The sequence below is a fragment of the Stappia sp. TSB10GB4 genome (assembly GCF_900185745.1).
In the GTDB taxonomy this organism is placed as follows: domain Bacteria; phylum Pseudomonadota; class Alphaproteobacteria; order Rhizobiales; family Stappiaceae; genus Stappia.
Window position 1 is genome coordinate 89,649 of the sequence record NZ_FYAV01000022.1, and the last position, 16,549, is coordinate 106,197.

Sequence of the window (16,549 nt, forward strand, 5' to 3'; positions counted from 1 at the left end):
GCGGCTTTTCGAAGGAGATCCCCATGCCCTCCCCCAACGGCCCCCTGCGCATCGGCATCGGCGGCCCCGTCGGCTCCGGCAAGACGGCGCTGATGGACGCCCTGTGCAAGCGGCTGCGCGACACCTATGACATCGCCGCCATCACCAACGACATCTACACCCGCGAGGACGCCGAGTTCCTGACCCGCTCCGGCGCGCTGGCGGCCGAGCGCATTCGCGGCGTGGAGACCGGCGGCTGCCCGCACACCGCGATCCGCGAGGATGCCTCGATCAACCTTGCCGCCGTCGCCGAGCTGGAGGCCGCCTTTCCCGCCCTCGACCTGATCCTGATCGAGTCTGGCGGCGACAATCTCGCCGCCACCTTCTCGCCGGAGCTTGCCGACCTGACGATCTATGTCATCGACGTCTCCGCCGGCGACAAGATCCCGCGCAAGGGCGGGCCCGGCATCACCCGTTCCGACCTTCTCGTCATCAACAAGACGGACCTCGCGCCGCTGGTCGGCGCCTCGCTGGAGGTGATGGACCGGGACTCCCGCCTGATGCGCAAGGAACGGCCCTTCGTCTTCACCAATGTCAAGGACGGCAAGGGCGTCGACGCGGTGCTCGACTTCATCGTCACGCGCGGCGGGCTGGCGCCTTCGGCGGTCGCGTAAGGCAGCCGCTCAGCCGGCGGAGAGCCGTGGCGCCATCGACTGGCGCAGATGCCTGCCGAGCGTTTCCAGCCCGTGGTCGCGGATGCCGATCTGCGCCAGGTGGTCGACGGTGTTGAGCACATAGTCGGGATTGGCGCCGGACTGGCCGACGGCGCCGCTGACCAGTTCGAGCTGCCGCTCCAGCGACAGCACGCCGGCATATTGCGGGTGGGTCCGGTCGACCACATAGGTCAGCGCGCTGACCTGCCGGTCGGCGCGGCCCTCCAGCCGCACCCGCCGATGCGCCTCCCGGTAGACCATGGTCGCCTGTTCGCGCTCGCGCAGGTAGGCAATCACTTCGTCCCGCCGGCGGGCGGCAACGCGAAAGGCCATGCCGCGGCAGGCGCCGCCCCGGTCGAGGCCGAGCACCAGGCCGGGCCGCGTCTCGGTGCCGCGATGCACCCAGGAATAAATGCAGAGCGAGCGATGGGCGCCGTGCAGCACGCCCTGCACCGCCTCCTCGTACTCGAAGCCCGGCCGCCACATCAGCGAGCCGTATCCGAACACCCAAAGATCCTGCATCGCTCGCATCCGGCCTCGTGTCGTCCCGTCCGGGTCAGACGCCTAGCAACAGCGCTCGCCGCTGGCAACCGTGCCGAACGGCCTTGAATCCGCCGCGCCGGCATGCTTACAGGCATCACCACGCCCGGCCGGGCGCCACATCACGGGACAGATCACATGACCGACAGCACGGACCGCCCCCCGTCCGAAACCGGCACGCCCGCTCGCAAGCCGACCTCGCGGCGCGGCTACATCCTGCTGGCGACGCTCGTCGTCCTGGTCATCGCCCTGTGGAGCGGCTACTGGTCGATCGCCCGCGGCGTGGTCGCCGATCTCTTTACCAATGTCCGCATGGCGGCGCGCGCGGAAGGCGGCGAGATCGCCTGCACCGGGCAGAACCTCGGCGGCTATCCCTTCCACCTCGAACTGTCCTGCCAGCCGCTGTCGGTGGCCGGCGCGCACGGCGAGCGGGCGCAGGTCGAGGGCTTCCGCGCCGTCGCCCTTGCCTACAATCCCTGGCATGTGATCCTGGAGGCCGACAGTCCGGTCGCGGTCGAGGGCAACGGCCTTGCCGCCGGCCTCAAGGCCGGCTGGACCACCGCCCGCGCCAGCCTGCGGCTCGGCACCGCCGCGCTCGACCGCAGCGACGTGGAGATCGTCGCGCCCGTGCTCAGCCTCGCCGACGACACCGTGGCGGGGTCGGCCGCACTGGCGAACCTGCACCTGCGCCGCTCGCCGGACACGGCCGAGGATGCGGAGGCCGCCCTGCGGCTCGACGCGCTTGCCCTGCCGGGAACGGCCGCGCCTGTCGATGTCCTGGCGAATGTGCGGCTCGCCGGCGGCGCGGCGCTGCTGGCGCCCGGCGGCGCCGACCCGCTCGCATTGCTGAAAAGCGAGGGCGCGCTGACGGTTCGCGACCTGCGCCTTGCCTCGGGCGGGGTCACCCTGTCGGCGACCGGCAGCCTGTGGCTCGACGCGGCGGGACGGCTCAACGGCACCCTGCCGCTCACCGTTGCCGGGGCCACCGGCCTGCCGCCGCTGCTCGCCCCGTTCTTTCCTGAAGGCTCGAAGGTGCCGGCCTCGCTTGCCGGGGCGCTGGCCGCCCTCGGCCAGCCGGCAACCCTCGACGGCGGCCCGGCGGTCACCGTGCCGCTCGCCTTTGCCGGCGGCACGGCCCGCGTCGGCTTCATCCCGCTCGGCACCCTGCCGCCGCTGCGCTGAGGCGCGGCGGCCGGCGCTCAGTCGTTGCCGCCGCGGTCGATCGCCAGGATATAGCCCTTCCAGTCCGCCGGCTCGGCGATCTGATCGTAGAGCGTGACGGCCGGCACGTTCTTGCCCGGCACGATCCAGCGCAGCTCGTACCAGCCGCGCCGCGCGCCCTCAGCTACCAGCCATTCGATCATCCGCCGCGCCAGCCCCTTGTTGCGGGTGTCCGGATGCACGTAGATCTCGTCCAACTGGCCGGTGCGCAGGCCGGAAATGATCTCCGGCAGGTCGAAATAGATGGCAAAGCCCACCAGCCGCCCCTCGTATTCGACGCCGATCACTTCCGCCGTCCGGTCGCCAAGGATGCGCTCGGCGTAGAACTGGTCGGGCCGGCGCGGCGCGCCGCGCTTCAGCGCCTGTGCATATTCGGCGATCAGCGGGGCCAGCGCCGGTGCGTCATCCGGGCCGAGCTGCTTGATGGCGATGGTGCTCATGAACACTCCGAAACAGGGATTGGTTTGCCGGGCCATGCCGGACCGGGCCGTCACCTTGCCCCGAATGACGCCGCGATTTCAACTGCCAGATGCGCCGCATGGTAACAGCGCGTAGGCGCGCGATTGACGTCGGCGCGGCCGGCTGCGAATAGTCACCGACCTGCCACCTTCCATCCGGAACCCGCCCGATGTCCGAGCCCAGCCTCGCCGCCTCCGGTCGCCTGCGCGCCACCCTGATCGGCCTCACCGCCGTGTTGATGTGGTCGACCCTCGGCCTGTTCGGCGCCGCTTCCGGCAAGGTGCCGCCCTTCCTGCTCAATGCGCTGTGCTTCGGCCTGTCCGGCCTTGCCGCGACGCTCTGGCTTGGCCTGACCGGCCGCCTCGCCCGGATGCGCCAGTCGCTCGGGGTGATGGCCTTCGGCACGCTCGGCCTGTTCGGCTTCCATTTCTTCTACTTCACCGCCATCCGCAACGCTCCGCCGGTCGATGCCAACCTCATCAACTACACCTGGCCGCTGCTGATCGTCGTGTTCTCGGCGCTGCTGCCGGGCGAAAGGCTCAAGGCCCATCACCTCCTCGGCACGCTGCTGGGCCTTGCCGGCGCCGCGCTGCTGGTCACCGGCGGCAAGGGGCTGGCGCTCGATCCGGCCCATGTGCCGGGCTATCTCGCCGCCTGCGCCTCGGCGCTGTTCTGGTCGAGCTATTCGGTGCTCTCGCGCCGGCTCGGCAAGGTGCCGACGGAAGCGGTCGCCGGCTTCTGCCTCGGTACCTCGGCCCTGTCGCTCGCCGCCCATCTCGCCTTCGAGACCACCGTCTGGCCGGCAAGCCCCAGTGAATGGGGCGCGGTGCTGGCGCTTGCCGCCTTTCCCGTCGGCCTTGCCTTCTTCGTCTGGGACATCGGCGTCAAGCGCGGCGACATCCAGGTGCTGGGCGCCGGCGCCTATGCCGCGCCGGTGCTGTCCACCCTGCTGCTGATCGCCTTCGGCTTCGGCGCCTTCACCACCGTGGTGGCGCTCGCCTGCGCCCTCGTCACCCTCGGCGCGGTGGTCGCCGCAAAGGACATGATCTTCCGCTCTCCGACGAAAAGACGGCTGGCGGAGGAGGAAACCAGCGCCTAGAGGAAGACGCTCACCCGCGCCACCTTGAGGAGACGAGGCCCGATGACCGCACCCGCCACGATCCGCCCCCGCCGCAGCGTCCTCTACATGCCCGGCTCCAACGCCCGCGCGCTGGACAAGGCCCGCACGCTCGACGTCGACGCGCTGATCCTCGACCTGGAGGACGCGGTCGCGCCTGACGCCAAGGAGACCGGCCGCGACCAGATCCGCGAAGCGTTGGCGCAGGGCGGCTACGGCCACCGCGAAGTGGTGATCCGCATCAACGGCCTGTCGACGCCCTGGGGGCCGGCCGATCTCGACATGGCGATGGCCGCCCGGCCGGATGCGATCCTGCTGCCCAAGGTCTCCTCGCCGGCCGATCTGGAGCGCGTCGCGCACAAGCTCAACGCGGCGCGCGTGCCAGCAAACGTCCGGCTCTGGGCGATGATGGAAACCCCGCTCGCCATGCTGAACGCCGCCGCCATTGCCGCCGCGGCCGCAAATCCCGAGACGCGCCTTTCCTGCTTCGTCATGGGCACCAACGATTTGGCGAAGGAAACCCGCGCCGCCCTGGTGCCGGGGCGCGCGCCGATGCGGCCCTGGCTGATGACCTGTCTCGCCGCCGCCAGAGCCTATGGCATCGACATTATCGACGGCGTCTACAACACGCTGGACGACGAGGCCGGCTTTGCCGCCGAATGCCGCGAGGGCGCGGAAATGGGCATGGACGGCAAGACGCTGATCCACCCGAAGCAGGCCGCCCCCTGCAACGCCGCCTTCAGCCCGGCGGAGGCCGACATCGCCTGGGCGCGCCGCATCATCGCCGAGTTCGAGCGGCCGGAAAACGCGTCGAAGGGCGCGATCCAGGTCGAGGGCCGCATGGTCGAGCGGCTTCACGCCGAAATGGGCGCCCGCCTCGTCGCCATTGCCGACGCCATCGCCGCGCGCAACGCCTGATCCAGCAGCAAGGAGCACCCCCCATGAGACTCTATCGCTTCATCACCGGCCCCGACGACAGCGCCTTCTGCCACCGGGTCACCGCCGCACTCAACAAGGGCTGGCACCTGCACGGCTCGCCGCAGCTCTCCTTCGACGCGGTGCGCGGGCTGACGATCTGCGGTCAGGCGGTGATCAAGGAAGTCGACGGCGTCGACTACGAGCCGGAGATGAAGCTCGGCGACTACTGAGCGCGCGTCGCGGCCGGCAACGATATCTTCGCACATCCGGTGTACCGATGAGGCGCCCGCTTGGGCCTTATCGGGAGACCGGATCTCATGCAGCTTGCCCGCCTGTTGCCCCGCCGCGCGCTCGCCGCCCTGGCGCTCCTCTTCGGCGGAGCCATCGCCTCGCCCGGCGTCAGCGCCGATCAACCCGCCGCGGCGCCTCTTGAGCCCCCCGTCGAGGTCAGCTCCACCGTCAGCTATCAACTGGTCGGCCGGCTCGATGTCGACGCGCTCAACACGATCCTGAGCGTCGACACGCCGAAATTCTTCGGCGTTGACGTCGCCTACACGCCGGCGACCAATGCTGTGCGCCTCTACCGGGTCACCTATGGCTCGGTGATCCCCGAACAGGGCAACCGGCCGACCGTGGCCAGCGGCCTGCTGGCGGTGCCGGAGGTCGAGGCGACGCGCCTGCCGCTGGTCTCCTACCAGCATGGCACGGTCTACGGAAAGGAGCAGGTGCCCTCCTTTGCCGACCAGTCGCCGGAAACCCAGTTGATGATCGCCCAGTTCGCCGGCCAGGGCTATCTGCTGATCGGTGCGGATTATTTCGGCCTCGGCACCTCGGCGGAGCCGGAGGGCTACATGGTTAAGGCCAGCCACCAGCAGGCGACGCAGGACATGCTCACCGCCGGCCGCGCGGTGATCGCCCATCTCGGCCTTGCCGATGACGGGCTCTATCTCGGCGGCTGGTCGCAGGGCGGCTTCGTCACCCTCGCCATGCTGGAGCGGCTGGAGCAGTCCGGCACCTCGGTGAACGCGACCGCCACCGCCAGCGCGCCGATCGACGTCTTCGCCGCGCTCAACGGCTTTCTCAGCTATCCGCGCGCCAACGATGCCGACTGGGTCAACAGCCTGTTCATCCTCTCCGCCTTCTCTTTCGAGAATTACTATGGCGTGCCCGGCCTTGCCCGGTCGCTGATCAAGGACGCGCATTACGAGCTGGCGCGCAAGGCCTATGCCCGCGAGCCGGTCGATCCGACGAAGATCCCGACCGACCTGCACGAGCTGCTCAATGCGGACTATTTCGACGCCCGCTTCTTCGCCGCCTCGGCCTATGGCCGCCTGGTCGCGGGGACGGAGGTCTATCGCTGGCTCTACGCGACGCCGGTGCGCACCTATTACGGCGAGGCGGACGAGGCGATCGCCACCGGTCTCGGCCGGCTGGCGATGACCTATCAGCAGGCGATGGGCGCCGGCAATCCGAATGTCGAGGCGGTCACCACCGGCCCCACCTCGCATCGCGGCACCTTCGCCAGCGCCGTGCCGCAATGGAAGATCTGGTTCGACAGCCTGAACTGACCGCGGGACGAGGCCGCCGCCGGCACTTTCAGCCGGCGCGGTCCGTCTCGTCCTCCAGCGCGTGGCGCTGGATCAGCGGCAGTTGGAACAGGGTGAAGGCGATGGTGATCGGCATGACGCCGAACACCTTGAACGACACCCAGAAGTCGGTGGAGAAGGCCCGCCAGACCACCTCGTTGAGCACGGCGAGGAAGAAGAAGAAGAGCCCCCAGCGGAAGGTCAGCTTGCGCCAGCCGTCGTCGTCGAGGCGGAAGACGCTGTCGAAGACATAGCCGAGCAGCGCCTTGCCGAACAGCAGCCCGCCGAGCAGCACCGAGCCGAACAGCGCGTTGACGATGGTCGGCTTGAGCTTGATGAACAGCTCGTCATGCAGCCACAGGGTCAGCGCGCCGAACACCAGCACGACGATGCCGGACACCACCGGCATCACCGGCAGGCGCCGCGTCAGCGCATAGGAGACGGCCAGCGACACGGTGATCGCCACCATGAACACGGCGGTGGCGAGAAAGATCGGCGCGCCCAGCACGGACAAGGCCGGATACCGCTCGTAGAGCAGGTCTCCGCGCGCATTGGCGAGGAAGAACAGGACCAGCGGCCCCAGTTCCAGCGCCAGCTTCAGGAGCGGCGACAGCTCCTTGCGGCCCGGCGCGTTGGGTCCCTGTTCGAATTCCATCAGCTCTCCGTTTCCTTGCCGGCGATGGCGGAGGCAAACTCCTCCGCAGTAAAGGGTTCGAGATCGTCGATGCCCTCGCCGACGCCGATGAAATGCACCGGCAGGGCATGTTTCGCCGCGATGGCGACGAGGATGCCGCCGCGTGCGGTGCCGTCGAGCTTGGTCATCACGAGGCCGGTGACGCCGGCCGTGCGGCCGAAGATCTCGACCTGGTTCATGGCGTTCTGGCCGGTCGTCGCGTCCAGCGTCAGCAGCACGCTGTGCGGGGCGGACGGATCGTGCTTGCGGATCACCCGCACCACCTTCTCCAGCTCCGCCATCAGCTCGGCGCGGTTCTGCAGCCGCCCGGCCGTGTCGATCAGGAGCACGTCGCAGCCGGCCGCGCGCGCCGCCTGCATCGCGTCGAAGACGAGGCCGGCCGCATCGGCGCCGGTGTCGCGGGCAATCACCGGCGCACCGGTGCGCGCGCCCCAGATCTTCAACTGTTCGACGGCGGCGGCGCGGAACGTGTCGCCCGCCGCCAGCATCACCTTGCGGCCCTCGGCGGTCAGTTTCGCCGCCAGCTTGCCGATGGTCGTGGTCTTGCCGGTGCCGTTGACGCCGACCACCAGCACCACATGCGGCTTGTGCCCGGTCTCGACGACCAGCGGCCGGGCCACCGGCGCCAGCACCTTGGTCACTTCCTCGGCCAGGATCCGGCGCACCTCGTCCGGCGAGATCTGCTTGTTGAAGCGGCCCTCGGCAATGCGCTCGGTGATCGCCATCGCCGTCTCGACGCCGAGATCGGCCTGGATCAGCAGGTCCTCCAGCTCCTCCAGCGTCGCCGCGTCGAGCTTGCGCTTGGTGAAGAGCGAGGAGATGCCCCCGGTCAGCGAGGCGGAGGAGCGTGACAGGCCCGCCGTCAGCCGCGACAGCCAGGAGCGGCGCGGCGCCGGCTCGGGCTCGGCTTCGGGCCCGGCTTCGGGCTCCGACTGTGTCTCGGGGTCTTCGGCGGGCTCTTCGGCGAGCGCCTCGACGGGCGCCTCGACAGGCTCTTCAACAGCCGCGTCGGCCGCCGGCTCGTCGGCCGCAGCATCGGGCAGATCGTCCGGCCGGACCTCGGGAAAGGCTTCGGGTAGCGCTTCGGGCACTGCTTCAGGCACTGCTTCGGGCGCCGCCTCGGCGCCAGCCCCGGTCGCCGGCAGGGGTGCGCCCGTCTCCGGCGTTTCGGGCGTTTCCGGCGCTTCGGGGCGCGGTGGCGCCTCCCGTCCGCCGAACAGGCGTCCGAGGAACCCGCGTTTCTGCTCGCTCATGCCGTCATGCCGCCTGTCGACCGGTGGTTACGCCGAGTAAGTGCCGCCCGGTATGCCCGGCAATGCGCAGCCTGACAAGGTCGCCCGCCGCCTTGCCGTCCGCGGCCTCGGGCGAGAACTCCACCTGGGTGAACTGTTCGCTGCGCCCCAGCCCCTCGCGCTCGATCAGGACCTGCCGCTCGCGCCCCTGCTCGGCTTCCAGATGCGCGAGCAGCGCCGCCTCGCCCTTGTCGCGCAGCCGCGCGGCCCGCTCCTTCACCACCTGGCGCGGAAGCTGCGGCATGCGCGCCGCCGGCGTGCCCTTGCGCGGCGAGAACGGGAAGACATGCAGATGCGTCAGCCCGCAATCGTCGACGATGGCGAGCGAATTGGCGAACATCGCCTCGGTCTCGGTCGGGAAGCCGGCGATGATGTCGGCGCCGAACACCACGTCCGGGCGCAGCCGGCGCACCTCCTCGCAAAAGCCGATCGTGTCGGCGCGCAGGTGCCGCCGCTTCATCCGCTTGAGGATCATGTCGTCGCCGGCCTGCAGCGACAGGTGCAGATGCGGCATCAACCGCTCTTCCTCGGCGATCGCCCGCATCAAGGCCGGGTCCGCCTCGATGGAATCGATCGAGGACAGCCGCAGCCGGTCGAGCCCCGGCACCAGCTTGAGGATCTTGGCGACGAGATCGCCGAGCTTCGGCGTCCCCGGCAGGTCGGCACCGTAGCTGGTGATGTCGACGCCGGTCAGCACCACTTCGCGGTAGCCGTTGTCCGCCAGCCGTGCGATCTGGTCGACGACGACGCCCATCGGCACCGAGCGGGAATTGCCGCGCCCGAACGGGATGATGCAGAAGGTGCAGCGATGGTCGCAGCCGTTCTGCACCTGCACGAAGGCGCGCGCCCGCCCCTCCAGCCCGTCGATCAGGTGCTCGGCCGTCTCGCGCACGCTCATGATGTCGTTGACGCGGATCTTCTCGCTGTCGTCGAGGCCGAACTGCGCGACGCGGCCGTAGGAGGCGCGCTCCAGCTTCTCCGAATTGCCGAGGACGAGGTCGACCTCCGCCATGCCGGCAAAGGTCTCCGCCTCGGTCTGGGCGGCGCAGCCGGTGACGATGATGCGCGCGCCCGGATTGTCGCGCCGCGCCTTGCGGATGGTCTGGCGCGCCTGGCGCACCGCCTCCGCCGTCACCGCGCAGGTGTTGATCAGGATCGCGTCCTTGAGGCCGGCGGCCTCCGCCTCGCGCTTCATCACCTCGGATTCGTAGGCGTTGAGGCGGCAGCCGAACGTGACGACGTCGATGCTCACCGGACCACCTCGAGGATCGGCCGGTCGCCGGGCGCGGTCTTCTCGAAGGTCAGCGTCTCCGGGTCGAGCAGCCCCTCGAACTCCACCTCGGTGTCGCCGGTCATCAGGATGTGGTCGTCGCTCTCGCGCCACTCGATGTCGAGCGGCCCGCCCGGCAGCAGCACCCGCACCTTGCGCCCGGTGCGCAGGTCGCGCGCGGCGGCAACGCCGACGGCGCAGGCCGCCGTGCCGCAGGCCCTTGTCAGCCCGACGCCGCGCTCCCACACCCGGATCTCGACCTCCTTGTCCGACAGGACATGGGCGAGCGAGATATTCGCCCGCTCCGGGAACATCGGATGGTTTTCCAGCATCGGCCCGATGCGCGAAAGATCGTAGGCATCCAGATCGCGCACCCAGAAGATCGCATGCGGATTGCCGACATTGACCACCGAGGGCGTGTGCAGGATCGGCGCGTCGATCGGCCCGATCTGCAGCTCGATCGCCCGCGTGTCGTGGAATTCCTCGGCCAGCGGGATCTCGTTCCAGGCAAAGCGCGGGCGGCCCATGTCCACCGTGACCCGGCGCGGACTGTCGGTCGCCAGGGCCTTCAGCAGCCCGGCATTGGTCTCGATGGTCGCGGCCGTGCCGCCGCTCTCCTCCATCAGGAGCCGGCCGATGCAGCGCGTGGCATTGCCGCAGGCGTCGACCTCGCCGCCGTCGCGGTTGTGGATGCGCATGAAGGCATCCGCCCCGGCGGGGCTGCGCTCCACCGTGATCATCTGGTCGAAGCCGATGCCGCCGTCCCTGGCGCCGATCCGGCGGATCGCTTGCGGGTCGAGGCGCACGGGGGCCTCACGGGCATCCCAGACAACGAAATCGTTGCCGAGCCCGTTCATCTTCAGAAAGGGAATCCTGCGCTCGCTCATCGCGAAAATCGTCCATCTCGCCGCCCGCCGCCTGTCGCTCGGGGCAGGCCATCTGCGGCGCGCCACCCGATATCGGGCAAGGCGCGACCGGCCGTTCCCGTCTATATGGCGGAAAAGGCCGCGCGGTTCCAGTCTTCGCGTGTTTCGCCGCACTGGTGGGCCGCAGAAAGCCGGGACGGGACAGCAGCGTCCGGGCGGGCCTGCCGCCCGGACGTGTTCCCCGGCGCGTCTGTCAGCGCCGGGCACCCTCGCGGATGAAGGTGCCGTTCTGCAGCTCGCTCACCGCCTGGATCAGCTCCTGGCGGGTGTTCATGACGATCGGCCCGTGCCAGGCCACCGGCTCGCGGATCGGCGCGCCGGAGACCAGCAGGAAGCGGATGCCGTTCGGCCCGGCGGTCACGGTCACCTCGTCGCCGGTGCCGAAGCGCACCAGGGTGCGGTCGCCGCTCTCGTCGCGCACATGCACCTCCTCGCCGTCGACCTCCTTCTCCAGCAGCACGCCGAAGGGCTGCGAGGCATCGCGAAACGTGCCCGAGCCCTCGAAGATATAGGCGAAGGCCTTGCGATAGGTGTCGACCTTGAAGCGCTTGGTGCGCCCGGCCGGCACGAAGATGTCGGCATAGTTCGGGTCGGCGGCGATGCCGTCGACCGGGCCGCGCTTGCCCCAGAACTCGCCGCAGATGACGCGCACATGGGTGCCGTCGTCGTCGGTGATTTCCGGGATCTCGGTCGAGGGCACGTCCTGGTAGCGCGGGCTGGTCATCTTCAGCGCGGAGGGCAGGTTGGCCCAGAGCTGGAAGCCGTGCATCCGCCCCTTGGCGTCGCCCTTCGGCATCTCCTGATGCATGATGCCGCTGCCGGCGGTCATCCACTGGATGTCGCCCGCCCCCAGCGTGCCCTGGTTGCCGAGACTGTCGCCATGGTCGACGGTGCCGGCCAGAACATAAGTAATGGTCTCGATGCCGCGATGCGGATGCCAGGGAAAGCCGGCCCGGTAGTCCTGCGGCCGCTCGTTGCGGAAATCGTCGAACAGCAGGAACGGGTCGAGCGCAGTCGGATCGCCGAAGCCGAAGGCGCGGTGCAGCTTGACGCCGGCGCCTTCCAGCGTCGGCTTCGCCGTCTCCAGATGGGTCACGGGTCTGACGGACATGGGACTTCGCCTTTCTCCCGCCCTCTGCAAGGCGGGCGTTGCGGATCGTTTCGCCAAAGATAGGCGCCCTGCCCCATCGTAACAGTGCCCGGCCGCTGGACGCAGTGTTCAAGCTTGGGAGACCAATCGCTCCCCGCCGTTCAGCCGATCTCGATGGCCGCGCCCGGACCGCAGGCGGAAAGCAGGATCTCCATATCCGGCCGCGCCACCGCGACGCAGCCTTCCGTCGGCGTGTAGCCGGGCCGCGCCAGGTGAAAGAAGATGGCGCTGCCGAGGCCGCCGACCGCCGGATTGAGGTTGCAGTCGAGCACCACGACGATGTCATAGAGCGGGTCGTCGCGCCACAGCACCTCGTGCGAGGCGGCACAGGGCAGCGGCACCAGCCGGTTGTAGCGCGGATGGCCCGGCGCGTCGCACCAGCCGGCGCGCGGCAGCTCCGCCACCGGCAGGGCCGAGCGCGGCCGCCCGCCCCGGTCTGGCCGATAGTAGACCTGTAGCAGCTCGAAGCGGCCGGCCGGCGTTGCCCCATCGCCCTCGCGCTTAAAGCGGGAAATCCCGCCGCGCCCTATTGCACACGGCACCACGATCCCGCCGAACTGCAGCACGCCGCGCGTCGCACCCGCCGAAAGCGTGCGGACCCGCAAGGTTTCGCCCCGTTGTCCCTCCCGCGACAGGGCGGGGCGGCTGCGCGGCGCGACAAGATCCAGCGTCATGGCGGATGCGTCCTCACACGGGTCTCAAGGTTGCGTGAGCAGGATGTGTTGGCGCAAGCCGGGCTTTGCGTCAATCCGCCCTCGCGCAATCGTGTCCGCTTGCTTATGTCAGGAAAACCGGTGCAGATTCCGCGCCATGCCCTTCGCTCAGGAAAGGACACGTCCATGCCCGCACGCAAAATCCTCATCGTCGACGACGACGACGATCTGCGCGAGGCGCTGGTGGAGCAGCTCTCGCTCTACGAGGAGTTCGAGACGCGCGAGGCGTCCAATGCCGCCACCGGCATCAAGCTGGCCGAGGACGGCCACACCGACCTGCTGCTGATGGATGTCGGCCTGCCCGACATCGACGGCCGCGAGGCGGTAAAGCTGCTGCGCAAGAAGGGCTTCAAGGCGCCGATCATCATGCTGACCGGCCACGACACCGACAGCGACACGATCCTCGGGCTGGAGGCCGGCGCCAACGACTATGTCGCCAAGCCGTTCAAGTTCGCCGTTTTGCTCGCCCGCCTCAGGGCGCATCTGCGCAGCCACGAGCAAAGCGAGGACGCGGTCTTCACCATCGGCCGCTATGCCTTCCGTCCGGCGCAGAAGCTGATGACCGACGAGGCCGGCAGCAAGATCCGCCTGACCGAGAAGGAAACCTCGATCCTGAAGTTCCTTTTCCGGGCCGGCGAGCAACCGGTGACCCGCGACGTGCTGCTGACCAAGGTCTGGGGCTACAATTCCGGCGTCACCACCCACACGCTGGAAACCCACATCTACCGGCTGCGGCAGAAGATCGAACGCGATCCCTCCAATGCCGAATTGCTGGTGACCGAGGCCGGTGGCTACAAGCTGGTTCCCTGATCGTCGCGGGACGCCGCGCCGCGCGACTGTCCACCGGCCGACAGTTCACCGGCCGACAGTTCACCCGCCCACTGTCCACCGGCCCACGGTCCACCGGCCGGCTGTCCACCGGCCACCCGGTCAGCCGCCGGGCGAAGCGGTTTCCGGGCTTGTGCAGATTGCCGGCTTCGGCGTAATGCTCAAGACATGAGTCTCGCCCGGGATATGGAATTGCTGCGCCAGGTGCCGTTGCTCGCCGAATTCCCGGACGAGCAGATGCGCCTGCTCGCCTTCTCGGCCGAGAATGTCTCCTATCGCGACGGCGAGGTGCTGTTCATCGCCGGCGAGCGCGCCGATGCCGGCCTGGTCGTCGCCAGCGGCGCGGTGCTGCTGGAGGGCGACGGCGAGGACCGCCAGGAGCTCGGCAGCTTCGGCCCCGGCAGCCTGATCGGCGAAACGGCGCTCTTGGTCGAGACGCGCCGCCCGGCCCGCGCGGTCGCCGTCGGCCCGACCGAGGTGATCCGCATCCGCCGGGCGCTGTTCAAGCGCATGTTGCAGGAATTTCCCGAGATCGCCCGCCGCCTGTTCGAGGCGCGGGCGGGCCGCTTCCGCGCGACCGCCGGGGCGCTGGCCCGTGTCGGCACGGTGCTGGAGCAGTTGGAGCGCGAGCACAGCGCCTTTCGCGAGTCCCGCCGCGCCGCGCAGAACGGCGAGGGCAACGGCGGGACCTGAGGTCGCGCTCAGGCGACGTTGAGCGTCACCGGAATGTTGCCCCGCGTTGCGTGCGAATAGGGGCACACCACATGCGCCTTTTCCACCAAAGCCTGCGCCTCGGCCTTGTCGAGGCCGGGGATGGTGACGGTCAGCGTCACGGCGATGCCGAAACCGGTGCCGTCGTCGCGCGGGCCGATGCCGACATCGGCGGCGACCTGCGTCTCTTCGGGCAGTTTCAGCTTCTGCTGACCGGCGACGAATTTCATCGCGCCGAGGAAACAGGCCGAATAGCCGGCCGCGAACATCTGCTCCGGATTGGTGCCGGCGCCGCCGTCGCCGCCGAGTTCCTTCGGCGTCGACAGGGTCACCTCCAGGCGGCCGTCGTCGGACTTGGCATTGCCGGTGCGCCCGCCCGTGGCGGAAGCGTGGGCGGTGTAGAGAATGGCCATATCGGTCTCCTTGCGTGTGCGTTGCTGCGTCGCCGAGTGTGGCTCGGTGCCGCCCCTATATAGGCGCAAATTAGATCGTGCACAATATAATTGTGTACGATTTATTTTTCTGACCCGATCCACTCGCAACCTTTCCGGGAAAAATGACGAAAATCCGCCGCGCGAAGGATCAGCCGCGCCCCGCCGCGCCTGGCGCGGCCGCCTGCCGTGCCCAGGACCCGAGCCTCAGCACCAAGGGCAGGGCGGCAACAGTGAGCATCGCGCCGAACACCCACCAGGCCGGGCGGATCGAGTAGCGGAAGTCGAGATTGGCGGCGAGCACCCGCTCCGCCGGAATTCCCGTTGCCAGCGCGTACCACAGGTATTCGATGCCGGCGGTGGCGAGCCCCGCAAAGACCGCGATCCCCGCCAGCACCAAGGGCGACGTCAGTTTCAAGCCCAGCCTGTGGGCGATGCGGCAGGCGAACAGCGCCGTCAGGAAGCCGGCCATCAGCACCGCCTCGGTCACATCCGCCTTCGATTGCAGGAAGAAATGGACCGTCGCCAGCACGGCGATCCCGTAGGTCAGCCGGTGCAGCCGGTGCCAGCTCTGGCCCATTCGCCGGATCGCCCCGTCGGTCGAGGTCGCGGCAAGCAGCAGCAGCCCGACCAGCGCGACGAAGCCGATGGTGAGATAGACGCGCAGCACGATCTCGCTTGCCACCTTGGCAAGATCGAAGGACTGGTCGGCCGCATAAAGGCTCAGATGCGCCAGCGCGTATCCGGCGGCGGCAAGGCCCAGCATGCGGCGGATGCCGATGAGCTTCCCCCAGCCGGTCACCCGCCGCAGCGGGCTCACCAGCAGCGACAGCAGCAGGAAGCGGATCGCCCAATCGCCGGCCCCGTGCAGCGCCGCGGTCACCGGCTTGGCGCCGAGCGTGCCGGCGAGCAGGCCATAGGCGAGATGCGCGCCCGGCAGCAGGATCGCCAGCAGCACGACGAGCCCCAGCGGCGAGAAGCGCCCGTTGCGCTCCCGCCACGGGAGAGAGATCTGGTATCGCGGCCGCCCCGGCCGTTGGACCTGCGATCCTCGGTCGCCAGAGTGTGGAGCCTGCATCTGCCTGTCCATTCGCGCCGCGTCCACCCGCTTGCCTCTAGCCCCACCCCGGGCCCATGTCCGGGGCCTGTCACGGGAGACATATCCCCTTGCAGGGTGCCGGTCGCGGCACGCCTGTTCAAGCTTTGGTGAAGCCGCCCTGCACCGCCGTGAGGAAAAGCCCCGCTCGTACCCGCCGGTAGAGCGCCAGGAAAGGGTGGAGCGCAGGAACGGCGGAAGCGATCCTCCGACGTCCGCCCCACCCGCAAGATGTCATCCCGGTTCCGGCGCAGCCGGAGACCGGGAACCAGTAACCACGAGCGGTTCGAGTCGAGCCTCGGCGCCGCCGACGGCCGCCGGAACGCCGGTGGCGGCTAGCTTCGCGCCACTATCCGCCCCAGCGGATGCTGGACGCCTGCCTGCGCAGGCGTGACAGCCGGGAAGGTGGCGATGCGCTTCCGCCTCATGCCCGCCAAGGGTACCAATGGTTCCCGGTTCTGCGCTGCGCTGGACCGGGATGACCTCCGAGAGGGAGGCACCGCCTCACATCCCCTCGGCCGTCACCCCGGCCAAGGCGAAGCCGCGCGCCGGGGCCCATTCGTTCCCAGAGCGGTGGCGACGACGCGCACCCTCCCGTCTTCCTCCCAGACGCACACCTCCCCCGGCGTCCTCCCGGGCAAGCGAAGCGCGACCCGTATGTGGACGGCCCCCTGAGGGCAAGCGATTAGTTGAGGCTCGCTCGGATCGACAGCGGTTCGTATGTCCGGCCTGTTTCGGCGGCATGGTGAACCGCCATGGCCCAAGATGGGTTGCGCGTGGGCGGCGCCTAACGGAACCACGGCCTCGACGGCCGGTCGGGTCGCACGGCGTGTCCGCCTCACGTGATCGATCGAACGCTCCATCTCCCTCTCGGCTTGCCGCTCCCTCAAGCCCGGCCGGCGTGG

The 16,549-nt window shown here is 69.3% G+C and carries 18 protein-coding genes; 8 read left to right on the forward strand and 10 right to left on the reverse strand.

Annotated elements, in window-relative coordinates; genetic code table 11:
- The first annotated feature begins 23 nt into the window (after positions 1–23).
- Positions 24–653, forward strand: a complete 630-nt coding sequence (gene ureG, locus TSB10GB4_RS01875) for an urease accessory protein UreG (protein WP_186387579.1) — start codon at positions 24–26, stop codon at positions 651–653.
- 9 nt (positions 654–662) lie between these two features.
- Here ureG and TSB10GB4_RS01880 read toward each other — a convergent pair whose 3' ends face one another.
- Positions 663–1,214, reverse strand: a complete 552-nt coding sequence (locus tag TSB10GB4_RS01880) for a gamma-glutamylcyclotransferase (RefSeq protein ID WP_186394323.1) — start codon at positions 1,212–1,214, stop codon at positions 663–665.
- A gap of 156 nt (positions 1,215–1,370) precedes the next feature.
- Here TSB10GB4_RS01880 and TSB10GB4_RS01885 point away from each other — a divergent pair, with 156 nt between their 5' ends.
- Positions 1,371–2,414 (forward strand): DUF2125 domain-containing protein, encoded by a 1,044-nt coding sequence (locus TSB10GB4_RS01885; RefSeq protein ID WP_186394324.1) that lies wholly within the window; start codon positions 1,371–1,373, stop codon positions 2,412–2,414.
- A 17-nt stretch (positions 2,415–2,431) separates the two neighbouring features.
- Here TSB10GB4_RS01885 and TSB10GB4_RS01890 read toward each other — a convergent pair whose 3' ends face one another.
- Positions 2,432–2,893 (reverse strand): GNAT family N-acetyltransferase, encoded by a 462-nt coding sequence (locus tag TSB10GB4_RS01890; protein WP_186394325.1) that lies wholly within the window; start codon positions 2,891–2,893, stop codon positions 2,432–2,434.
- 188 nt (positions 2,894–3,081) lie between these two features.
- Between TSB10GB4_RS01890 and TSB10GB4_RS01895 the strand changes: the two genes are divergently transcribed.
- The 4 genes from TSB10GB4_RS01895 (at position 3,082) to TSB10GB4_RS01910 (ending at position 6,515) form a co-directional block, all read left to right on the forward strand.
- Positions 3,082–4,011 carry a DMT family transporter gene (locus TSB10GB4_RS01895; RefSeq protein ID WP_186394326.1) on the forward strand — a complete coding sequence of 310 codons (930 nt, stop codon included), beginning with the start codon at positions 3,082–3,084 and terminating at the stop codon, positions 4,009–4,011.
- A gap of 42 nt (positions 4,012–4,053) precedes the next feature.
- The gene (locus TSB10GB4_RS01900; RefSeq protein WP_186394327.1) at positions 4,054–4,947 is read left to right on the forward strand and encodes a CoA ester lyase; all 894 of its coding nucleotides are present in this window, start codon (positions 4,054–4,056) and stop codon (positions 4,945–4,947) included.
- Positions 4,948–4,970: 23 nt separating this feature from the next.
- Entirely contained in the window at positions 4,971–5,177 is a 207-nt protein-coding gene (locus tag TSB10GB4_RS01905; RefSeq protein WP_186387585.1) for a DUF1737 domain-containing protein, read from the forward strand.
- Positions 5,178–5,264: 87 nt separating this feature from the next.
- Positions 5,265–6,515 carry a S9 family peptidase gene (locus TSB10GB4_RS01910; RefSeq protein WP_186394328.1) on the forward strand — a complete coding sequence of 417 codons (1,251 nt, stop codon included), beginning with the start codon at positions 5,265–5,267 and terminating at the stop codon, positions 6,513–6,515.
- Positions 6,516–6,543: 28 nt separating this feature from the next.
- Here the strand turns inward: TSB10GB4_RS01910 and TSB10GB4_RS01915 are convergent, their stop codons facing one another.
- The 6 genes from TSB10GB4_RS01915 to TSB10GB4_RS01940 form a co-directional block, all read right to left on the reverse strand.
- Positions 6,544–7,188, reverse strand: coding sequence for a septation protein A (locus tag TSB10GB4_RS01915; protein ID WP_186387587.1), 645 nt, complete (start codon positions 7,186–7,188; stop codon positions 6,544–6,546).
- Positions 7,188–8,480 carry a signal recognition particle-docking protein FtsY gene (gene ftsY / locus TSB10GB4_RS01920; protein WP_186394329.1) on the reverse strand — a complete coding sequence of 431 codons (1,293 nt, stop codon included), beginning with the start codon at positions 8,478–8,480 and terminating at the stop codon, positions 7,188–7,190. Before ftsY ends, TSB10GB4_RS01915 begins: the two co-directional genes overlap by 1 nt.
- A gap of 4 nt (positions 8,481–8,484) precedes the next feature.
- Positions 8,485–9,771, reverse strand: coding sequence for a tRNA (N(6)-L-threonylcarbamoyladenosine(37)-C(2))-methylthiotransferase MtaB (mtaB, locus tag TSB10GB4_RS01925; RefSeq protein WP_186394330.1), 1,287 nt, complete (start codon positions 9,769–9,771; stop codon positions 8,485–8,487).
- Positions 9,768–10,676 carry a diaminopimelate epimerase gene (gene dapF / locus TSB10GB4_RS01930; RefSeq protein WP_186394331.1) on the reverse strand — a complete coding sequence of 303 codons (909 nt, stop codon included), beginning with the start codon at positions 10,674–10,676 and terminating at the stop codon, positions 9,768–9,770. The genes mtaB and dapF overlap by 4 nt, the downstream gene beginning before the upstream one ends.
- Before the next feature lie 232 nt (positions 10,677–10,908).
- Entirely contained in the window at positions 10,909–11,826 is a 918-nt protein-coding gene (locus tag TSB10GB4_RS01935) for a pirin family protein (RefSeq protein WP_186394332.1), read from the reverse strand.
- A 140-nt stretch (positions 11,827–11,966) separates the two neighbouring features.
- Positions 11,967–12,539: a L,D-transpeptidase gene (locus TSB10GB4_RS01940; RefSeq protein ID WP_186394333.1), complete on the reverse strand. Its 573-nt coding sequence runs from the start codon at positions 12,537–12,539 to the stop codon at positions 11,967–11,969.
- A gap of 165 nt (positions 12,540–12,704) precedes the next feature.
- Between TSB10GB4_RS01940 and TSB10GB4_RS01945 the strand changes: the two genes are divergently transcribed.
- Together TSB10GB4_RS01945 and TSB10GB4_RS01950 are read left to right on the forward strand one after the other, a co-directional pair.
- On the forward strand, positions 12,705–13,388 hold the full coding sequence (locus TSB10GB4_RS01945) for a response regulator transcription factor (protein WP_186394334.1): 684 nt from the start codon (positions 12,705–12,707) through the stop codon (positions 13,386–13,388).
- Positions 13,389–13,574: 186 nt separating this feature from the next.
- Positions 13,575–14,099 carry a cyclic nucleotide-binding domain-containing protein gene (locus tag TSB10GB4_RS01950; protein WP_186387594.1) on the forward strand — a complete coding sequence of 175 codons (525 nt, stop codon included), beginning with the start codon at positions 13,575–13,577 and terminating at the stop codon, positions 14,097–14,099.
- Positions 14,100–14,107: 8 nt separating this feature from the next.
- Here TSB10GB4_RS01950 and TSB10GB4_RS01955 read toward each other — a convergent pair whose 3' ends face one another.
- Together TSB10GB4_RS01955 and TSB10GB4_RS01960 are read right to left on the reverse strand one after the other, a co-directional pair.
- Entirely contained in the window at positions 14,108–14,530 is a 423-nt protein-coding gene (locus TSB10GB4_RS01955) for an organic hydroperoxide resistance protein (RefSeq protein ID WP_186394335.1), read from the reverse strand.
- Positions 14,531–14,699: 169 nt separating this feature from the next.
- Positions 14,700–15,626, reverse strand: a complete 927-nt coding sequence (locus tag TSB10GB4_RS01960) for a sulfite oxidase heme-binding subunit YedZ (protein ID WP_186394336.1) — start codon at positions 15,624–15,626, stop codon at positions 14,700–14,702.
- Positions 15,627–16,549: the final 923 nt, after the last annotated feature.

Excerpts from the sequence above, each read along its gene's own strand:
- TSB10GB4_RS01960 (WP_186394336.1), bottom strand. The coding sequence starts at position 15,626 with ATGCAGGCTCCACACTCTGGCGACCGAGGATCGCAGGTCCAACGGCCG.
- TSB10GB4_RS01895 (WP_186394326.1), top strand. The coding sequence starts at position 3,082 with ATGTCCGAGCCCAGCCTCGCCGCCTCCGGTCGCCTGCGCGCCACCCTG.
- TSB10GB4_RS01915 (WP_186387587.1), bottom strand. The coding sequence starts at position 7,188 with ATGGAATTCGAACAGGGACCCAACGCGCCGGGCCGCAAGGAGCTGTCG.
- TSB10GB4_RS01900 (WP_186394327.1), top strand. The coding sequence starts at position 4,054 with ATGACCGCACCCGCCACGATCCGCCCCCGCCGCAGCGTCCTCTACATG.
- TSB10GB4_RS01885 (WP_186394324.1), top strand. The coding sequence starts at position 1,371 with ATGACCGACAGCACGGACCGCCCCCCGTCCGAAACCGGCACGCCCGCT.
- TSB10GB4_RS01940 (WP_186394333.1), bottom strand. The coding sequence starts at position 12,539 with ATGACGCTGGATCTTGTCGCGCCGCGCAGCCGCCCCGCCCTGTCGCGG.
- TSB10GB4_RS01880 (WP_186394323.1), bottom strand. The coding sequence starts at position 1,214 with ATGCAGGATCTTTGGGTGTTCGGATACGGCTCGCTGATGTGGCGGCCG.
- TSB10GB4_RS01890 (WP_186394325.1), bottom strand. The coding sequence starts at position 2,893 with ATGAGCACCATCGCCATCAAGCAGCTCGGCCCGGATGACGCACCGGCG.
- TSB10GB4_RS01945 (WP_186394334.1), top strand. The coding sequence starts at position 12,705 with ATGCCCGCACGCAAAATCCTCATCGTCGACGACGACGACGATCTGCGC.
- TSB10GB4_RS01905 (WP_186387585.1), top strand. The coding sequence starts at position 4,971 with ATGAGACTCTATCGCTTCATCACCGGCCCCGACGACAGCGCCTTCTGC.
- TSB10GB4_RS01950 (WP_186387594.1), top strand. The coding sequence starts at position 13,575 with ATGAGTCTCGCCCGGGATATGGAATTGCTGCGCCAGGTGCCGTTGCTC.
- TSB10GB4_RS01955 (WP_186394335.1), bottom strand. The coding sequence starts at position 14,530 with ATGGCCATTCTCTACACCGCCCACGCTTCCGCCACGGGCGGGCGCACC.
- TSB10GB4_RS01910 (WP_186394328.1), top strand. The coding sequence starts at position 5,265 with ATGCAGCTTGCCCGCCTGTTGCCCCGCCGCGCGCTCGCCGCCCTGGCG.
- ureG (WP_186387579.1), top strand. The coding sequence starts at position 24 with ATGCCCTCCCCCAACGGCCCCCTGCGCATCGGCATCGGCGGCCCCGTC.
- ftsY (WP_186394329.1), bottom strand. The coding sequence starts at position 8,480 with ATGAGCGAGCAGAAACGCGGGTTCCTCGGACGCCTGTTCGGCGGACGG.
- TSB10GB4_RS01935 (WP_186394332.1), bottom strand. The coding sequence starts at position 11,826 with ATGTCCGTCAGACCCGTGACCCATCTGGAGACGGCGAAGCCGACGCTG.
- dapF (WP_186394331.1), bottom strand. The coding sequence starts at position 10,676 with ATGAGCGAGCGCAGGATTCCCTTTCTGAAGATGAACGGGCTCGGCAAC.